Source organism: Bifidobacterium tsurumiense (assembly GCF_000741765.1).
Lineage (GTDB): Bacteria > Actinomycetota > Actinomycetes > Actinomycetales > Bifidobacteriaceae > Bifidobacterium > Bifidobacterium tsurumiense.
In genome coordinates, this window is sequence record NZ_JGZU01000009.1 from 100390 (window position 1) to 119167 (window position 18778).

The following is an 18778-nucleotide window of genomic DNA, read 5'->3' on the forward strand; positions in this document are numbered from 1 at the left end:
CGGTGAAAACCGATCGGAACAAGGAAGGTGCGGCACCATGGCAGTCTTCGAACGGCATAGTCCGGAAGTGTGGCGACGCACTGCGCGATTGTTGCAAGACGAATCCACCGGCGCTTCCGGGTCATTGGCCGAGAGTGATCAGTCATCGGTTAATGCGAACGGCGCACCCCTGCTCGGAGACACTCGTGACCTCTTCCGTCCAAAAACTTCAGATATTCCGGCGCAGCCAGGTGTATACAAATGGCGTGACGGGGATGGTCGAGTCATCTACGTCGGCAAAGCCAAAAGCCTGCGGAACCGATTGACCAATTATTTCCAGCCGCTCAACCAGTTGCATCCCAGAACGCAGACGATGGTGCTGACGGCACGCAGCCTTGAATGGACTGTGGTGGGTACCGAACTCGAAGCACTCACTTTGGAATATACGTGGATCAAGGAATTCGATCCGCGATTCAATGTGGTATTCCGCGATGATAAGACCTACCCTTATCTTGCTGTATCAGTAGGCGAGTCAGTGCCGCGCGTATGGGTGACGAGAAGCCGTAAGCGCAGGGACAGCCGGTATTTTGGACCATACGCGAAAGTCTGGAATCTGCGGCATAGCCTAGATGGCTTGCTGAAGACTTTTCCTGTACGTACATGTAGCAACGGAGTATTTCGCAAAGCCCAACTCACCGGAAGACCTTGTCTGCTTGCCTCGATTGGAAAATGCTCGGCACCGTGCGTCGGACGAATCAGTGTCAAGGAACATAGGGCGCAATGCGAACGTCTCGTCGGTGTGCTCACCGGACGCGTCGGCAGGTCATACATCGCCCAGTTGACTCGGGATATGAAGGCCGCCAGCGCCGATCTGGAGTTCGAAAAGGCCGCAAAGCTGCGCGATGACATACAGATGCTGCAAACCGTGATTGAGCAGAATGCGGTTGTTTTCGATCAGGATGTCGATGCCGATGTTTTCGGCATCGATTCAGACGAACTCGAAGCATCTGTTCACGCGTTCTTCGTTCGCTCGGGATCCATTCGTGGTGAGCGCAACTGGAGCGTGGAGCGCGTTGAGGATATCGAAGACAGTGAGCTGATGGCCGACCTCATCGTTCAGGTGTATTCCGACATGATGGGCGAGCGTCAGGCTTCTGACAGGCCAGAGCAAACTGAAGATACCTCATATGCGCACGAAGAGGATGTCGAAGACGGGCAGAATCGTCAAGCGATTGCAATTGAAGAGCGACGTGATGCATTAGGCGTCACGCAAAGCCTTACGGCAACCGACAGTATCTCCCGCGCACAGGCCACAAGGAACCGGCGTGAACGCCAAGAGCAGACAGGACGTTCGGATCTGCTTTCGCCTATCTCGCCTGTTCCCAGGGAGGTTATCGTCCCCATCGAACCTGCGCGAAAGTCTGAGTTGGAGACGTTGCTCAGTGGTATGCGGGGGAGTGCGGTAACCATTCGTGTGGCAAGTCGTGGCGAGAAGAAAGCACTTATGGATCGAGCCAATGAGAATGCTCGACAGGCATTGCAACGCAGCAAGATGAGCCGTATCTCAGATATTGGCGCAAGAACCCAGGCCATGAATGATGTGGCCAAGGCTTTGGGGCTGTCTCAGGCCCCTCTGCGCATTGAATGCTACGATATCTCGAATACTGTCGCAGGGGCGTTCCAGGTCGCTTCAATGGTGGTATTCGAAGACGGTATCGCCAAAAAATCCGAATACCGGCGTTTTGCCATCCGCGGCAAGGACGGCAAGGGCGCGGTCGATGATCTCAGCGCTTTGTACGAGACCCTGACTCGTCGTTTCAGGCACGGCAATATCGCAGGAGATAGTGGCGAAAGCATGGATAACGAACGCCGTGCCCAGCAAGCTCAGCACAATCAGCAAGCTCAGCAAGCAACAACATCTCCATCATCAATTGCAGACAAGCCTGAACCTGATGGAAGCGCTGAACAAACGAAGCAGATCGAACCAACTTCACAGCACCCTGCACAGCAGATGCCCCAAGAAGGGATCGTGCAACAGCATACGAATCGTCGTCATTTTGCCTATAAACCCAATCTGGTGGTGGTTGACGGCGGACAGCCTCAAGTCATGGCAGCGGCACGAGCTCTTGCGGATTCCGGAGTCAATGATGTGGCCGTATGCGGTTTGGCAAAGCGACTTGAGGAGGTCTGGGTGCCGGATGACGAGTATCCGATTATTCTCAAACGCCAATCCGAAGGCATGTATTTATTACAGCGCGTTCGCGACGAGTCCCACCGCTTCGCCATAACCTATCACCGTCAGACCAGACGAAAAGGAGCTTTGCGCTCGGCCTTGGATGATATCCCAGGTATCGGCGAAGCCTACCAGAAGCGTTTGCTCAATGCTTTCGGTTCCGTACGGGCGATGCGTGAGGCCAGTATCGAACAACTCGAGTCAGTGAAGGGTGTCGGTCATGCCAAGGCGGAGTCCATTTATCAGGCCTTGCATTCGCAAGACCAACCGACGAATGAGTCCCCGAACAGCAGTCCGGACGCATGAGTTGTGGGATGCTGTCCGGTGTCATGCAATGGCATAGAATGGTGTGAGTTTCGTCGATTCGTCCCTGAGAGAGGTGATGGCGTTGCAGGAAACGGTTCAGCGGTGTGCAGTGCTGGGACAACCGATTGCTCACTCATTATCTCCTGTATTGCATATGGCGGCGTATCAAGCACTCGGATTGCAGGATTGGGTGTATGACCGTCGTGAGGTATCCCAGGAACAGCTACCGTCTTTTCTTCGAGAGCTCGATCCCAATTGGCGTGGGTTAAGCCTTACCATGCCGCTCAAGCAGACGATTCTGCCCTTTGGACAACTTCGGGATGCGTGGTCGCAGGAGCTTCGCGTTGCCAACACGGCCGTATTCGACTGGAATGCCGAGAATGAGCCGAAAATCAATCTGTACAACACTGATGTCGAGGGCATCGTCAAAGCATTTGAGCATGCGTGGCACCAATATGAAACGCTTCCCTCAGTCAGCATGGCGATATCCTCCGAGCACAGAGAAAGGGCGGCAATTATCGGCAATGGCAATACGGCAAGTTCTGCCATGGCAGCGTGTACGGCAATGGCACAACATGGAATCAGCGGTATCACCGTATTGGCGAGGCATCCAGACAAGAATCCATTTATCTCTGAAATCGCTGCGCGCCACGGTATGCAATGCGAAGTGGTTCCACTTGCCCAAGCGTGTGAAGTGTTGACGTCGAGTGCAATGGTGATAAGCACCTTGCCCGCTCATGCGGCGGATCCGATTGCCGATGCATTGGCATCTTCAGGGGTGAAATGTGCCGGATCATTGCTTGACGTGGCATATGATCCACGTCCTTCTCGGTTGCTCACAGCATGGGAAGGCTGCGGTGGCTTGGGCATCGGCGGAGAGGAGATGCTGTTGTATCAGGCAATCAAGCAGGTCCATCTGATCACAGGATGTGAAGAAGCTTTGGAATTTCATGTAGAACAAGCCATGAGAAGTGCGCTCGAGGAGGCTTTATGACCATGATGGACGAGGACGGCAAGCACTTGCACTTGGACGAATTGAAACAGCAATTGCAAGATGCCGATGTGAACGGGCAGAACCCTGATGATGAAATAGATGTTCTGCTGATAACCGGTATGAGCGGTGCAGGACGGTCCCATGCAGCGGATTGCATCGAGGATATGGGATGGTATGTGGTTGATAATCTCCCCCCGAAACTCCTTATTCCTCTGGTTGATATGATGACCTCAGGCTCGAAATTGCACAAGCTGGCGGCGGTTATCGACGTGCGTTCCCGCAGTTATTTCGATGATCTGGCAGCTGTGCTGAGCCATTTGGATGACCTTGGCGTCAAAACGCGGATTCTGTTCCTGGACGCCAGCAATGATGTACTTGTCAAACGGTATGAATCCGTGCGCAGGCCTCATCCTCTCCAAAAGGGAGGCAGGCTGATTGACGGAATCCTGGCTGAACGAGAATTGCTTGCGCATCTCAAAGAACGAGCCGATACGGTCATCGATACTTCGGCATTAAGCATCCATCAACTCTCTACCAAATTGTATGAGGCGATGCTGGGATCAGGACCGTCCACAGTGAGCGTGCATATATTCAGTTTCGGTTTCAAATACGGCATGCCAATCGATGCCGATTTCGTTGCCGATGTTCGTTTCCTGCCAAATCCGTATTGGGTGCCGAGTCTGCGTGAACTCACCGGTTTGGACAAACCGGTGAGCGATTATGTGCTCTCCAGCGATGGGGCAGTCGAATTCCTGGATGCGTACGAACAAGCTTTGAGCTGCGCTATCGAAGGATATGCCAAAGAAGATAAGCATTATGTCACCATCGCAATCGGATGCACAGGAGGGCAGCATCGTTCGGTGGCGATGAGCGAAGAATTGGCAAAGCGGCTTCGTGACCGTGGACTGTCCGTTAGCGTATCTGCAAGGGAACTTCGCAGGAAGCAGCGCGAAGGCCGATAGTCGAGGTCAGGCTCAGCTCCGTCCGTTTGCATGCTTCAAGCAGAACTTTGAAAAGGGCGAGATTATGCGGTATCGTATAACGGTCAGCGCCAACCATGCACTTGATGTTTGGCATAATCTTGTCCAAGACCTTAGGTATCACAGAAAGCCGTGGCGTTGCGCAATATGACGAGCGTGAACGCATATAGGTAGTGCGAAGAACAGGAAGTAGGAGGTTGGCTCTTGGCGCTTCTCGACGATGTCAAAAGCGAACTTGCCGCAATCGAAAGCGAATTAGCTCCCGCCAAAATGGCTCAGGCGACAGCCATGATGCGTTTTGGTGGCGGCTTGCGCCCGGTAAACGGTCGAGCCATTATCAGGGCATCGTTTGATTCCCTTGATGCAGCCCAATGGCTGCAGGAAATGATCCAACAGCATTATCAGCGAGAAGCTTCCTTGGTTCCGGTTTCGGTGGAGACACCGGCAGGAGTGGTGCATCGATACGATGTGGTCGTGGAGCGTGGAGCGACTGCCTTGGCGCTTCAGGCAGGTCTGCTCGACAGCCGCATGCGCTTGGTGAAGGGTTTGCCCGCTGAAATTGTCAGTGGCAATATCGCGCAGATCAAGGCGGCTTGGCGTGGTGCGTTTATGGCGCGTGGTTCGCTTTCGGCTCCGGGCAAGGCCAGCTATATGGAGATTATCTGTCCGACTCAGGAAGCTGCAATGGCTTTGCAGGGTGCCGCACGACGACTGGGCATTGGGGCGCGTGCAAGGCAGGTGCGGAGTTCTGAGCGCGTGACTTTGCGTGATCCGGATGCCATCGAGCGCATGCTGAACCTTATCGGGGCTCCTCGCTCGGCGCGTGAGTGGACTGGCAAGCGCGTAGATGGGGATTCGAGGGGCAAAGCCAATCGTTTGGCCAATTTTGACGATGCCAATATGCGTCGTTCCGCAAAAGCTGCCGCGGAAGCGAGTGAAAAGGTCCGCCATGCATTTGAGATTCTTGGCGATTCGGTACCGGAAAATCTTCGTGCAGCTGGTCAGCTTCGCCTCGATCATGGTGATGCAAGCCTTGAAGAGCTGGGACGTCTTGCAGAACCACCTATTACCAAGGATGCCATTGCCGGTCGCATCCGGCGTTTGCTGCAGTTGGCGGATAAAACAGAACGTGCACGGCGTCAGTAGTTTTTGGCGATATTAGGCCGCGGAGCCCTGTCCGGATTTGCTTTCGGACAGGGCTTTTTGTTCGTTGTTGCTTGTATCATCGCAATTGGCGTATGTTCACGTCACGATCTTCCCGCAAGTGCACGCTGCGGTGTGTACGCGGTCAGAAAGGATATTCATGAAGACACTCAAGGATCTCGGTGATCTCAAGGGTAAGCGCGTTCTCGTTCGCGCTGATTTCAACGTTCCGCTGGACGGTACCACCATTACTGATGATGGTCGTATCAGGGCTGCGTTGCCGACGATTAATACGCTGCGTGAAGAGGGCGCTAAGGTCATTCTGATGGCCCATCTGGGTCGTCCTAAGGGACAAGTTGTTCCTGAACTCTCCTTGGCTCCTGTGGCCAAGCGTCTGGGCGAGCTGCTCGGTGTGGATGTGCCATTGGCTGAGGACACCTATGGTGAGGATGCGCAGGCCAAGGTCGCCGCAATGCAGGATGGCGATGTGGTTCTTCTGCAGAATGTGCGTTTCAATCCTGAAGAGACCAGCAAGGATGCTGCGGAGCGTTCCGCCTATGCCAAGAAGATCGCGGCATTGGGCGATGTGTTCGTTTCCGACGGTTTCGGCGTGGTCCACCGTGCACAAGGCTCGAATTACGATGTGGCAGCTGATCTGCCGGCTGCAGCAGGTTTGTTGGTTGAGAAGGAAGTCACCGCACTTTCCAAGGCGACTGTCGATCCTGTTCGCCCGCTTACCGTGGTGCTTGGCGGTTCCAAGGTTTCTGACAAGCTCGGTGTTATCGAGAACCTGCTGAGCAAGGCTGATCGCCTGGTCATCGGCGGCGGCATGGTGTTCACCTTCCTCAAGGCCAAGGGTTACGAAGTTGGTACTTCCTTGCTGGAAGAGGATCAGCTGGACAAGGTCAAGGGATACATCGAAACCGCTGAGAAGAACAATGTAGAGCTTGTGCTCCCCACCGATATCGTCGTCAATGCAGGATTCCCTGCAGGCGATACCCCGGTCGCTCCTGAGGTAGTGCCGGCCGACGCCATTCCTGCGGACAAGATGGGTCTTGATATCGGCCCGGATTCCCAGAAGCTCTTCCACGACAAGATCGTTGATTCGAAGACTGTCGTTTGGAATGGTCCTATGGGCGTATTCGAAGTGGCTGCTTTCGCTGACGGTACCCGTGCTGTTGCTCAGGGTCTGGTTGATGCCACCGCAGCAGGCGCTTTCACCATTGTCGGCGGCGGCGATTCCGCTTCTGCTGTGCGCAACCTCGGTTTCGAAGAGAAGGGCTTCTCGCACATCTCCACTGGTGGCGGCGCTTCTCTCGAATTGCTTGAGGGCAAGGAACTCCCGGGACTGAAGGTGCTCGACTAATCGACACTCACGTATCCGTGATGTGCGGGCATGCTCATAGCGGCATGCCCGCTATGCTTTGTCGTCTGTAATCAAAGTGCGCATAGTAAGGAGCGATATGCCGCATCGAATTCCACTCGTGGCAGGTAACTGGAAGATGAATTTCGATCATCTGGAGGCCACGTATTTCGTGCAGAAACTGGCTTGGTCGTTGCGTGATGTCCGCTTTGATTACAAGCGTTGCGAAGTGGCGTTGATGCCTTCGTTCACATCACTGCGAAGCGTGCAAGTGCTTGTGGAAGCGGATCGTCTCAATATCACCTATGGTGCACAGGCGGTTTCCGTCACCGCGCAAGGCGCATTCACGGGCGACGTTTCGGCGGATATGCTGGCAAGTTTGGGTTGCTCATACGTGATTGTCGGCCATTCTGAGCGCAGAAAATATCATCCCGAAGATGACGCCAATATCGTGGACCAGGTCCGTGCAGTCCTGGCAGCCGATATGCAACCGATATTATGCGTGGGGGAGAGCTTCGAGGAACGCAGGCAGGGCATCGAACTTGATTTTGCTGTGGGTCAGGTGCATGACGTGACCCGTGATCTTTCTGAGGCTGAAGCAGCACGACTTATCGTTGCGTATGAGCCGGTTTGGGCCATCGGCACAGGCATGGTGGCGACTCCGGAAACCGCACAGGATGCCGCCAAGGCAATACGTGACGATTTGCGCAAGAGCTTCAATGCGTCCGTGGCCGATTCCGTGCGTATTTTGTATGGCGGATCGGTGACTTCCAAGAACGCTTCCCAGCTCATCAGCGAACCTGATGTGGACGGTTTCCTGGTCGGCGGCGCTTCGCTTGATGTCGATGAGCTAGCCACGATTGCCCGCCTTGCGGCAAAATCCGGATCACGGTAACTTCGTGGGTCTTGACACGCTGTTGTTGTTCAAGGCCTTGCGCTATTGTTAATCACAGTAACTTGTCTTTGGAGGTTAACCCGTATGTCGGTTGTCAAGCTCGTATTGCAGATCATCCTGGTCATCTTCAGCGCTTTGCTGACACTGCTTATCCTTATGCACCGTGGCAAGGGTGGCGGTTTGTCAGATATGTTCGGCGGTGGTCTGACCCAGAACGCGGGTTCCTCAGGCGTTGCTGAGAAGAATTTGAACCGCTGGACGGTGATCATTGCACTGTTGTGGGTGGGAATCATCATCGCTCTTGATCTGATGACCAAGTTCGGCGTTGCCTGATTGCACAAGACGTACTGAATCCGGGTTTTTCGTAAGCGCGAGAACCCGGATTCTTGTATATGGAGAAGACTTAAGGCGGATATGACACACCTCTCAACTCTTGAACGTCCTGAATTAGTGGTTGTGGACCTTGACGGCACGTTGATGCATGATGCACCAACCTTTGAGGAACGTTTTGTCAGCGATTACAGCATCTGGGTTTTGCAACGACTCCATGATTCCGGCATACGCTGTGCGGTGTCCACGGCTCGTCCGGTGAGCACAGGCCTTTCCTTCGTTCAGAAACTACCGACGGATGCATGCTCGTATCTCAATGGCGCTTTGATTGATTTTCAGCCATTGCAGTCCGATTTCGACAGCTTGACGAATCCGGTGAATGCTTCTCAGCAGCATGTGGTCAAGGTCGGTTTTCCCTCGCGCAGGGCGTGTGAGGTATGCCTTCAACTACTCAGCGAAATCCCTGATCTGCGCATCGGCATTGTGATGGATGATATGCGGTATACCAATTTCGATGTCAGGGAGTATTGGACTACGCAATCGTTCACCATAACCGATTTTCACGATGTCCCTGAGGGTGTTGCCGATAAGATCATTATCTTCCCCAAGGCAGGGCAGTCTGCATTGCTTGAACAATTGGTTCCTGAGGATCTTGCGGTCAATATTTCCGAAGGCGTGATGTGGATGCTCATGAATCCTATGGCAAATAAGGAACAATCCTTGATGACCATATGCAAGCGCTTTGGCATTTCTCCTCGCAAAACCGTGAGTTTCGGCGACGATACGATTGACATCGCCATGCTTCAGCGTTCAGGAATAGGAGTTGCGGTTGCGAATGCGCATACCGATGTGCTGCATATTGCCGATGAGGTCTGTCCTTCAAATAATCTGGATGGCGTTGCCCATTGGATAGAGGAACATCTGCTATAGAATATGGCCTAAGGCCACAGGATTGCGAAGAGATGAGAGGGAGCGAGTTCTGATGTCATTTTGTATGCATTGCGGGTCTCCGCTTTCGGCGGATGACAGGTTTTGCCAAAACTGCGGGACGCCGGTAGGATCCGTTCAGCCGGGTGCACAGCCGGGGGAGCAAATCAAATCGAGCCCCGATGTGCAGGATGTCGTATCCGGGCAGGCCAACCAGGTTCCGACAGTTCCTGAACTGACGATGCCAGCCATGCCTCAGAAGACGCAATCCCAAACTGCAATTCCTGCAATAGGCGATCAACTGTCGTATTCCGGTGTTGGAGCCTCATCGAATGCGGCTAGGCAGCCCTCTGCATTTCCTGGAGGCGAAGGCACCGGCTCTGATACGCAATCTCCGACCCAAGGAACACAAGGCTTTGTGTCCAGCAACCTTGGGCAGAACTATGAACAAGGCATGGCAGCGCAGGGCAGTGGTTTTCAGAGTGTCCACGATCAGGGCATCGGACAAGAGCAGCCCATACAGAGTCAGCCTGTTGTCGGCAATGATTTTGACACCTTCATGGCGCAATATGATGAAGGAGAACAAGAATGCGCCACTGGGAGTGCTGCCCAAAGTCCGGTGCTTGCAGATCCCACGGTGCCTATGGCAGCAACATCGAATGCCAATTCTTCTGGAAGCGCCACAAGCAGTTCTTCTACTCGCCGTATGGGAATTATCGTAGCCATTATTTCGGTGATTGCGGTCATTGCCATCGTGACCACTGTGATTCTGGGGCATCAACTTGCCTCAGAGCGAGCGGCTTCGACGGCTTCCAACACATCTGCATCCGCTGCCAGCCCTTCTTCATCTGCAAGCAGTGATAGTTCGAGCACTACCTCGGCATCGCCGGATAGTTCCAGCGCGGATGCTGCCGTGAGTTTTTCCAGTGCTGATTTCGATTCCATAATCGATGCATACTCGACCACCGATGTCGCAGTCTCGATTTCAACAGTCGGAGCCGAAGCAACGACCTATGATTCCAAGCAGTCAAACCAGAGGCTCGTTGCAGCAGGGTTGTATCTGCCGGTGTATTTGGCGGCTACGAATAATGGTGAGACCTCAAATGCGACAGCCAGTGACATGATGAGCAGCATGAACAATGATGCCGCCAACCAGCTGATTGCTGATCTTGGTGGAACTCAAGGCGTGAATGCATGGTTGTCATCCCATGGCTATGCTTCCACCGAATTGCAAAGAAATTACGGTGATGTTGCTGCGTCGAATGAAGGCAAAGAGAATTACACCAGTGCACAGGATGCTGTGGCTATGCTGAATGCCGTTGCCAAGACCTCAGCAGTGTCATTGATGAGTGTCGATGTGGCATCAAGCGGGGTTACCATCCCAGAAGGCATGACGGTTGCAGCCCATCGAGGTTCAGGCATTCAAAACAGTGTGAACTATTTCCTCATTGTCAAAGACAAAGGTGTGACGGTATCCGTCGCCATTATGACTCATGATCAGGGTGATACCCGTGCCGCTCAGTTGACCACGGCAGTGCTTTCCCGCATTCATAGGAGCATTACCAAGAAGTAGTTCCGGTTTGCGAAGTCACGGTCATATATGCCTTCTGCACTTGTGTGTGGAGGCATATGTTTTTTCTGCGTTGAATCACGAGTAAGCATATGTTGATAGGAATGCGCTGCGGATATGGCTCAGGAGTGAGACTCCGGAATGAGGTTGCAGAAACATGGCTGAAGTATAAAGCGATGGAAATGGTTGCAGAATATGGTGATGGGAATATGGCCAGAGGACATATAGCCAGAGGACATGAGGAGAGGGTTTAGCCACAGGCTATCGCTGCAAGATAAGGCTCCGGGATTTAGATACTGAATACGGATACTAGATTTCAGATGCACGGATTCAGATGCACGGATTCAGATGCACGGATTCAGATGCACAGATATGAAAATGGGCCCGACTCCATAAGGAGCGGACCCATTTTCACGTCACGCCGAAGTGTGACGGTTGGGATTGATTATCGAAGAATCATTCCTGTAAGTGAATCAGGCATTCACGCGGTCGATACCAGCCTGAACATCAGCCAGAACGGTATCCCAGGACTTGATGAATGCTGCAACGCCGTCAGCCTCAAGCTTGTCGGTGACAGCCTTGAAGTCGATGCCGAGCTCAGCCAGCTTGTCCATCACAGCGTGTGCATCTTCATAAGTGCCCTTGATGCTTGGAGCGCCATTGCCGTGATCAGCAAGAGCGTTCAGAGTCTTCTCAGGCATGGTGTTCACCACGAATGGAGCGACCAGTTCGTCGACATACTTGCAATCGGAGTATGCGGCGTTCTTGGTGCCGGTGGAAGCCCACAGAGGACGCTGCTTCTTGGCGCCCTTGGCCTCGAGATCGGCCCAACGAGGATCCTCGGCGAACTTCTTCTCGAAGAGCTCATAGGCCAGACGAGCGTTGGCCACAGCAGCCTTGCCTTCGAGGGCCTTGGCTTCTTCGGAACCGTTCTCTTCGAGCAGCTTGTCCACAGCGGAATCCACGCGGGAGACGAAGAAGGAAGCCACGGAACCGATGTGCTTGAGGTCATGACCGTTGGCGGCAGCCTGTGCGATGCCCTCGATGAAGGCATCGATGACCTGCTCGTAGCGCTCGAGCGAGAAGATCAGGGTGACGTTCACGGAAATGCCCTTGGCCAGGGTTGCGGTGATTGCTGGCAGACCTTCGAGGGTTGCAGGAATCTTGATCATCGCGTTCGGACGGTCAACCTTCTCCCACAGTTCCACTGCCTGGACTGCGGTTGCTTCGGTCTCGTGGGCCAGACGAGGATCCACCTCGATGGAGACGCGGCCGTCAACGAAATCGGTCTTCTCTGCAACTTCACGGAAGATATCGGTGGCGTTGCGCACATCGGTGGTGGTCAGCTCGCGAATAGCGGTTTCCACATCCACCTTGCCGAGTTCCTTGAGCTGGGCATCATATGGGCCGACCTGGCTCAATGCCTTCTGGAAGATGGAGGGGTTGGTGGTGACGCCGACGACGTTCTTGTCAGCGATGAGCTCCTGCAGGTTGCCCGACTCGATGCGGGTGCGGGACAGATCGTCCAGCCAGATGGAAACGCCGGAATCGGACGTGCGCTGAGTTGCTTCAGTCATTTGTTATTTCTCCTTATATTCCGCTATGGAACAAATCTTTAATTGTGCATGTGGGCCGCACATGAGGTGTGCGGCCCACGAATCATCACTTGGCGGCTTCGACTTCAGCGATGGATGCCTTGGCGGCTTCCACCACATGCTCGGCGGTGATGCCGAGGTCGATCATATTCTGTGCGCCGTCACCCTGCAGACCGAACTGCTCGATGGAAACAGGCTTGCCGTAGCTACCGAGGTACTTGTACCAAGGCATTGCCACACCGGCTTCGACGGAGACACGAGCCTTGACAGCGGCAGGAAGCACGGCTTCCTTGTATTCCGCGTCCTGCTCCTCGAACCATTCCAGCGAAGGAACGGAAACGACGCGAGCCTTCACGCCTTCATCGGCAAGGGTCTTTGCTGCAGCAACTGCCCACTGGACCTCGGAACCTGAAGCCATGAGGATGACATCAGGGGTTCCTTCGGTTTCGACGAGCACATATGCGCCCTTCTTCACGCCCTCGCGAGCCTTCTGTGCGGTTTCTGCCAAAGCAGGCACGCCCTGACGGGTGAGCACCATTGCGGTCGGCAGAGAGTTCGACTTCTCGAAGAATGCACGGTAGGCTTCTGCGGTTTCGAAGGCATCAGCCGGGCGAACCACTTCGAGCTGAGGCATTGCGCGGAATGCTGCCAGGTGCTCAATCGGCTGGTGGGTCGGACCATCCTCGCCGACGGCGACGGAGTCGTGGGACCAGATATACAGGTTCGGGATCTCCATAAGAGCAGCCAGACGCACAGCCGGACGCTCGTAATCGGAGAACATGAAGAAGGTGCCGCCGAATGGGCGAGTGTGGGAGCCCAGCAGGATGCCGTTGGTGATGGCGCCCATGGAGAACTCGCGCACGCCGAAGTGCAGCTGACGACCGTATTCGTCGCATACAGGCCACTGTGCGGTTTCGTTGCCCTTTGGAGCGAAGGTTGCAGCACCCTTGAGATCGGTCTTGTTGGAACCGCCCAAATCAGCGGAACCACCCCAGAGCTCAGGCATAACGGCTGCGATTGCATTGAGGATGGTGCCGGAAGCGCCGCGGGTTGCGATGCCCTTGCCGACCTCGAAGCCTTCTACTGCCTTGTCGATGGCCTCGTCGAAGCCTTCAGGCAAATCGCCGGTCTTGATGCGATCGTACAGAGCAGCCTTGTCCGGGTTGGCCTTGCGCCAAGCGTCGAACTTTTCGTCCCATTCCTTATGAGCTTCCAGACCGCGCTCGGCGACCTTGCGTGCATGTGCAAGAGCCTCTTCGTCAACGTGGAAGTTCTCTTCAGGATCGTAGCCCAGGACCTTCTTCAGGCCAGCAACGGCTTCTGCGCCGAGCTTGGAACCGTGAGCGGAAGGATCGTTGGTCTTGCCTGGGGTCGGCCATGCGATCAGGGTATCGACCTTGATCAGCTTTGGCTGGTTCGGAGCTTCCTTCTGTGCCTTCTCTACGACGGCTGCGAATCCGTCAACGTCTTCCTTGTAGGAGCCGTCAGGCTGGATGAAGCTGAACTCATCGGTGTACCAGCCGTATGCCTGGAAGCGCTTAAGCACATCCTCAGCAAGCACCAGATTGGTGTCGCCTTCGATTTGGATGCGGTTTGCGTCGAAGATTACGGTCAGGTTGCCAAGTTCCTGGTTTGCTGCCAAGGATGCTGCTTCGCCGGAGATACCTTCTTCGATATCGCCTTCGCCGCAGATGACCCAGATCTTGTGGTCGAATGGGGAATCGCCCTTAGGAGCCTCAGGGTCGAGCAGGCCACGCTGGAAGCGCTCACCATAAGCGAAACCGATTGCGGAGGCAAAGCCCTGTCCCAGAGGACCGGTGGTCATTTCAATGCCAGGGGTCAGGCCGAACTCAGGATGGCCCGGAGTGCGGGTCTCAGCGCCACCGCGGAAGTTCTTCAGATCGTCCATGGTCAGGCCATAGCCGGACAGATACAGCTGGACATACTGGGTAAGGGAGGCATGACCGCCGGAAAGAATAAAACGATCGCGACCTTCCCAGTTGGGATCGTTCGGATCGTGCTTGATGAAGTGCTGATAGAGGGTGTAGGCGATCGGTGCCAGAGGAGACGGGGGATCCGGGGTGTCCGCTGCCCGCCTTTTCAACCGCATCAGCCGAAAGGACCTTGGCCATGGTAATGGCGCGTGCGTCCAGTTCGGTTTCCTTGAATTCGGTCATTGGTGTATTTTCCTTCCAATAATTCGGGCAACCGCCTTCGGCATCTGCTTCGGCGGTCTATGCCCTCACATTGCTCTTACATAGTAACTGGGTCAACCGACTAAGGCTTTCGGATTTGGCGTGTTCTGTGACTTTCTGTGATGTTAGCGCTCACAGGGATGAAATCCTTGCGGTATGCGATCAAGTCTTCCGCGCACAGGGGAGTAATTGCATGAATATCCGCCGTATAGACAGGCACAGTTACGGCAATATATTCTGAGAACGAAAGCGATTAGCACTCAACGTCATGGAGTGCTAAACCGGTGTGTAACATATTTTGCGAGCCGTGGAGTCACAGTTGTTAATGGGTAGGTCATACATGCTATCGGTCAGACGATTGTGCTGAATGCCCATACGCTAAGGAACAGATTCCATACATAACTGGAATATGCAATCGCAGCACTGATTGCGATGAGCACATCCAAGGTCCACAGAGTCAAAGGAGGTCGGCATGACTCAGTCGAGACGAATGCTGGTTTTGCGAGCGGTGGTGGAGGACTACATCCGGTCGCAGGAACCCGTAGGATCCGCTGCTTTGGCCAAGGATCACAGTCTGGGCGTGAGCTCTGCAACCATTCGCAATGACATGGCGGCATTGGAAGACGAAGGGTATCTCGAACAGCCACATACTTCAGCTGGCCGCATTCCGACAGAGAAGGGCTACCGCTATTTTGTGGATCGCTTGGCAACCGTGATCCCACTTACGCCTGCGCAAAGACGTGGTATCAAGAGTTTCCTTGAAGGTGCGGTAAGTCTGCAAGACACTTTGCAGCGATCTGCACGGCTATTGGCAAGCATTACAGGACAGGTTGCCGTCGTCGCTTCCCCGGCGCTGTCTCGTTCCACAATTCGTCATATCGAGATCGTCCCGGTTTCCTCTGTGACGGTTTTGGTGGTGGTGATCACTGATACGGGAAGCGTTGCCCAACATATGATTGAGGTCGGTCCTGGTTTGGATGAAGATCTGGTGACTCGGTGTGGCGCGGTCATCAACTCCCGTTGCTATGGCTTGTCCTTGATGACGGCTGCCAGACGGTTGCGTGGCATGCAGGGAATTCATGGCGATGCCGTCACAGAACCGTTATTTGAAGGTGTGGCACGGGCTTTCGAGCGTATGGCCGATGATGAACGCAGCAGTGACCTGTATATGGCAGGAACCTCTCGCTTGGCGCATCAGCGTCCTGTCACCGATTTGGCACCGCTGTTCGATGCGCTTGAGGAGCAAGTGGTGATCATGCGTCTTATGAGCTCCTTAAGCGAAGGAACGGATGCAAGAGGCGTTGGAGTTGCGATTGGCTCGGAAACGCATACGCCCGGCCTGTTGAATGCGGCGGTGGTGACCAGCGGATATGGCAATGCATCCAATGAGGGCGTTGATCGTATCGCAAACGATATCGATGATGACTCTCGAAAGATGCATCATTCAAAAAATGCCGCAGCGGATCAATATGATTCTGCTTCTTTGCACAGTAAGACCGCACATCTCGACGGCTCTGATAAATCGCCTGTGAAGGATGGACAGGGCATGGTTGGCAGCAGAGACGCGCAGATATTCCATGCATCAGATGATGCAGACACGAGCCCGAAGAGTGGCGGCAAGCAAACTCCTGCCAGCCATCCGGTGGCTTTTGTGGGATCCATAGGGCCTACGCATATGGATTATGCGGCTACTATGGCTGCCGTTCGGGCCGTGGCTCGGTATCTGACGGCATTCATGTCGTATGAAGACGGCGGATCCGAGGCATAACGGTGCTCAACAAGGACGAATGTCGTTTCTGCGCGGCTGTGTGGCAACGGTGAATTCATAATGCAACACAAGGTCGGCTGACCCAGCCTTATGGCACAATAACTCGCGAACAACAATATAAAGGAAACACCACAGTGGCAGATTATTACGAAGTGCTCGGCGTTGACCGATCGGCCAGCGAGGATGAAATCAAGAAGGCTTACCGCAAGATGAGCCGCAAATACCATCCAGATATTGCGGGTGCCGAGTATGAAGATAAGTTCAAGGAAGTCAATACTGCATACGAGGTTCTGTCGGACGCAGAAAAACGACGAATGTATGATTCCGGTGTAGATCCCAACGATCCGCGTTCAGCAGGCGGATTCGGCGCCGGTGGATTCGATATGGGAGATATGGGCGATATCTTCGGACAGTTCTTTGGTGGAGCTTTCGGTGGCGGCGGTCAAGGACCGACCCCTCGAACCCAGCCTGGTCGTGATTCTCTGGCCAGCGCGAGCATCGATCTCAAAACGGCAGTATTCGGTGGAACCGCCAACGTGAATATTGCGACTTTCGGATTGTGTCAGCAGTGTTCCGGATCCGGCTCCGCCAATGGAGAGAAACCCGTAACCTGCCCTGACTGCCAAGGTCAAGGGTTCAGGCAGAAGGTCGTGCGCACCATGTTGGGGCAGATGATGACTTCCGCGCCATGCGAGCGCTGCGAAGGTCACGGCACGATTATCAACAACCCTTGCCCTTCATGCATGGGGCATGGCCGTGTGCGTACGAAGCGTGAGGTCGGTGTCACGATTCCGGCTGGAATCAATGACGGCACTCGTTTGCGCTTGGCCAGTCAAGGTGAGGTGGGTGAAGGCGGCGGTGCCGCTGGAGACCTGTATATTGACGTGCGCGTAAAGCCGGACAAGCAGTTCACGCGCGAAGGCAATAATCTGCATTGCTGGATCCAGGTGCCTATGAGCTGGGCCGTGCTCGGGCACGATTTGGATATCGACACTTTTGATGGCAAACAAACGGTGAGCATTCCCGCAGGAACTCAGCCCGAGGATACCATTCCCATGAAAGGGCTCGGTGTCACATTGCTCCGCGGTTCCAATGGCGAACGCGGTGATTTGATCGCCCATGTGGGAATTCATATTCCAACCAAGCTCAGCGATGAAGAACGTTCTTTGATGGAACAATTCTCAGCAAGCCATGATGCCAAAGCGCAGCATGTGTCGCAGAGCTCCAAGCCGACAACCGGGGCGAAGAAAGGCTTCTTCTCCAAATTGAAGGATGCTTTGAGCTAAGCCGGGTGCGTGCCATTTGCCACTGTTTGCGCGAATGGATTGATTAATTATCTGCAATCAGTGTCGGCTGCCAGACCTTCATCGGTGTGGCAGCCGACACTGTTATGGTCCTTTGCCGGCGACATGAATCGGCTGAGTTTTCAGGATCATCCGCATCTCAGTTGAATGCAACGTATATGGGAATTGCGAGATACCCGAAACCTTCGTGATATTCGTGTGCCTACTGTGGATATGAGTATCCGACAGCGACCGTAAGCGTCTGAGTGTGTCTGTGTGTGCTTGCGGTGCGGCAATTCAGGGCTTAATATGCGGCACGATGACCGAGCAGATGCAATGAATACGCTGCATTGACGCAAGCGCGGCGGGCCGATGTCGCAAACGTGGCTATCCCAGCAGGGAACGGCACATTGAACGGTATTCGCTCACATATCCGCCACCGAAGAATACGCAATGCCCCGCAATGGGATACAGCTGCCATATCGTGGTTCGCTGTTCAAAGCCTGCCTTCAATGGATGGACGGTTTGATATCCCTCGATAATCTGCGTCAAATATGACATGCCGAAGAGGTGGAGCATTGCCAGATCCTCTTCGCGATGTCCACCGTGCGCCGCCGGGTCGATAAGAATCGCTTCCACCTGGCCGCTATCCGCTGTCCACATCACATTGCCGCTCCACAAATCACCGTGAATGCGAGCAGGCTTGTCATCCTTGGCTTTGCCCAATAATTGAGGCAGAGCGTCAATCACACGATTGGTTAGATCCAGATCGGCGGCATTCAGGGTTCCGCGACGAATGCCCAGGTCTACCATGGGAAGGAGCCGGCCTTCTGCCAGATAGGTGATGCAGTCGGACCAGTTGCCGGTATCCATGGGAACCGGATCCTGAAGAGGGCCGAAATAGCAGGTTCCGTCATAGCCTTCAGGAGCGGCGCCGAACGATGGAGCGCCGGCATCGTGCATATGAGCCAAAGCTGCCCCGAATTCAAATGCCGCTTTCGGAGTCGGAGAGGCAGCGCTGACGCGTTCGATATCAAGCCAGTCGTCGCTCCAATCAAACACTTTGACTACCCGCGGACCGCCCTGGGAATGAGCCTCGCCAAGCCAACGAAGTCCCAAACCCTCACAGGCAAAGAAACCTTGTGGTGCATGCACTCTGCTTTTGCGGTACGAAGCCATATTTCCTCCTTGTACGGATGGGCCTGAGTTCATTGTGT

Annotated in this window: 12 protein-coding genes and 2 pseudogenes; 11 read left to right on the forward strand and 3 right to left on the reverse strand. The window is 54.4% G+C overall.

The genetic code is table 11. The features are described from left to right. Window positions 1-37 precede the first annotated feature (37 nt). From uvrC to BITS_RS08705, 9 genes are all read left to right on the forward strand, one after another. Window positions 38-2518: an excinuclease ABC subunit UvrC gene (gene uvrC / locus BITS_RS04630; protein WP_026641901.1), complete on the forward strand. Its 2481-nt coding sequence runs from the start codon at window positions 38-40 to the stop codon at window positions 2516-2518. A 76-nt stretch (window positions 2519-2594) separates the two neighbouring features. Next, the gene (locus BITS_RS04635; protein ID WP_034533718.1) at window positions 2595-3512 is read left to right on the forward strand and encodes a shikimate dehydrogenase family protein; all 918 of its coding nucleotides are present in this window, start codon (window positions 2595-2597) and stop codon (window positions 3510-3512) included. Next, window positions 3509-4474 (forward strand): RNase adapter RapZ, encoded by a 966-nt coding sequence (gene rapZ / locus BITS_RS04640; RefSeq protein WP_407712202.1) that lies wholly within the window; start codon window positions 3509-3511, stop codon window positions 4472-4474. The genes BITS_RS04635 and rapZ overlap by 4 nt, the downstream gene beginning before the upstream one ends. A 222-nt stretch (window positions 4475-4696) precedes the next feature. Continuing rightward, a complete protein-coding gene (whiA, locus tag BITS_RS04645) occupies window positions 4697-5638 on the forward strand; it encodes a DNA-binding protein WhiA (protein WP_026641898.1) in 942 nt (313 codons plus the stop codon). 157 nt (window positions 5639-5795) lie between these two features. Then, window positions 5796-7001, forward strand: a complete 1206-nt coding sequence (locus BITS_RS04650; RefSeq protein WP_026641897.1) for a phosphoglycerate kinase — start codon at window positions 5796-5798, stop codon at window positions 6999-7001. Window positions 7002-7098: 97 nt separating this feature from the next. Next, window positions 7099-7893 (forward strand): triose-phosphate isomerase, encoded by a 795-nt coding sequence (gene tpiA, locus BITS_RS04655; RefSeq protein ID WP_026641896.1) that lies wholly within the window; start codon window positions 7099-7101, stop codon window positions 7891-7893. Window positions 7894-7977: 84 nt separating this feature from the next. After that, complete coding sequence (gene secG / locus BITS_RS04660; RefSeq protein WP_026641895.1) at window positions 7978-8226, forward strand: preprotein translocase subunit SecG; 249 nt, start codon at window positions 7978-7980, stop codon at window positions 8224-8226. Window positions 8227-8307: 81 nt separating this feature from the next. Continuing rightward, entirely contained in the window at window positions 8308-9153 is an 846-nt protein-coding gene (locus BITS_RS04665; RefSeq protein ID WP_026641894.1) for an HAD family hydrolase, read from the forward strand. Between the two features lie 52 nt (window positions 9154-9205). Next, window positions 9206-10723 (forward strand): serine hydrolase, encoded by a 1518-nt coding sequence (locus tag BITS_RS08705; RefSeq protein WP_081693505.1) that lies wholly within the window; start codon window positions 9206-9208, stop codon window positions 10721-10723. Between the two features lie 470 nt (window positions 10724-11193). Here BITS_RS08705 and tal read toward each other — a convergent pair whose 3' ends face one another. Beyond that, window positions 11194-12297 (reverse strand): transaldolase, encoded by a 1104-nt coding sequence (tal, locus tag BITS_RS04675; protein ID WP_026641892.1) that lies wholly within the window; start codon window positions 12295-12297, stop codon window positions 11194-11196. Between the two features lie 85 nt (window positions 12298-12382). Then, window positions 12383-14492, reverse strand: a pseudogene (gene tkt, locus BITS_RS04680) (transketolase). A 490-nt stretch (window positions 14493-14982) separates the two neighbouring features. Between tkt and hrcA the strand changes: the two are divergent. Together hrcA and dnaJ are read left to right on the forward strand one after the other, a co-directional pair. Further along, window positions 14983-15894 (forward strand): annotated as a pseudogene (gene hrcA, locus BITS_RS04685) (heat-inducible transcriptional repressor HrcA); the annotation flags it as partial. A gap of 518 nt (window positions 15895-16412) precedes the next feature. After that, window positions 16413-17564 carry a molecular chaperone DnaJ gene (gene dnaJ / locus BITS_RS04690; protein WP_026641889.1) on the forward strand — a complete coding sequence of 384 codons (1152 nt, stop codon included), beginning with the start codon at window positions 16413-16415 and terminating at the stop codon, window positions 17562-17564. 384 nt (window positions 17565-17948) lie between these two features. Here the strand turns inward: dnaJ and BITS_RS04695 are convergent, their stop codons facing one another. Then, window positions 17949-18773, reverse strand: coding sequence for a fructosamine kinase family protein (locus BITS_RS04695; RefSeq protein ID WP_338010653.1), 825 nt, complete (start codon window positions 18771-18773; stop codon window positions 17949-17951). Between the last annotated feature and the right edge of the window lie 5 nt (window positions 18774-18778).

Coding starts and splice junctions, on each gene's coding strand:
- BITS_RS04635 (WP_034533718.1), top strand. CDS start 2,595: ATGGCGTTGCAGGAAACGGTTCAGCGGTGTGCAGTGCTGGGACAACCG.
- uvrC (WP_026641901.1), top strand. CDS start 38: ATGGCAGTCTTCGAACGGCATAGTCCGGAAGTGTGGCGACGCACTGCG.
- tal (WP_026641892.1), bottom strand. CDS start 12,297: ATGACTGAAGCAACTCAGCGCACGTCCGATTCCGGCGTTTCCATCTGG.
- tpiA (WP_026641896.1), top strand. CDS start 7,099: ATGCCGCATCGAATTCCACTCGTGGCAGGTAACTGGAAGATGAATTTC.
- BITS_RS04650 (WP_026641897.1), top strand. CDS start 5,796: ATGAAGACACTCAAGGATCTCGGTGATCTCAAGGGTAAGCGCGTTCTC.
- rapZ (WP_407712202.1), top strand. CDS start 3,509: ATGACCATGATGGACGAGGACGGCAAGCACTTGCACTTGGACGAATTG.
- BITS_RS04665 (WP_026641894.1), top strand. CDS start 8,308: ATGACACACCTCTCAACTCTTGAACGTCCTGAATTAGTGGTTGTGGAC.
- BITS_RS04695 (WP_338010653.1), bottom strand. CDS start 18,773: ATGAACTCAGGCCCATCCGTACAAGGAGGAAATATGGCTTCGTACCGC.
- BITS_RS08705 (WP_081693505.1), top strand. CDS start 9,206: ATGTCATTTTGTATGCATTGCGGGTCTCCGCTTTCGGCGGATGACAGG.
- secG (WP_026641895.1), top strand. CDS start 7,978: ATGTCGGTTGTCAAGCTCGTATTGCAGATCATCCTGGTCATCTTCAGC.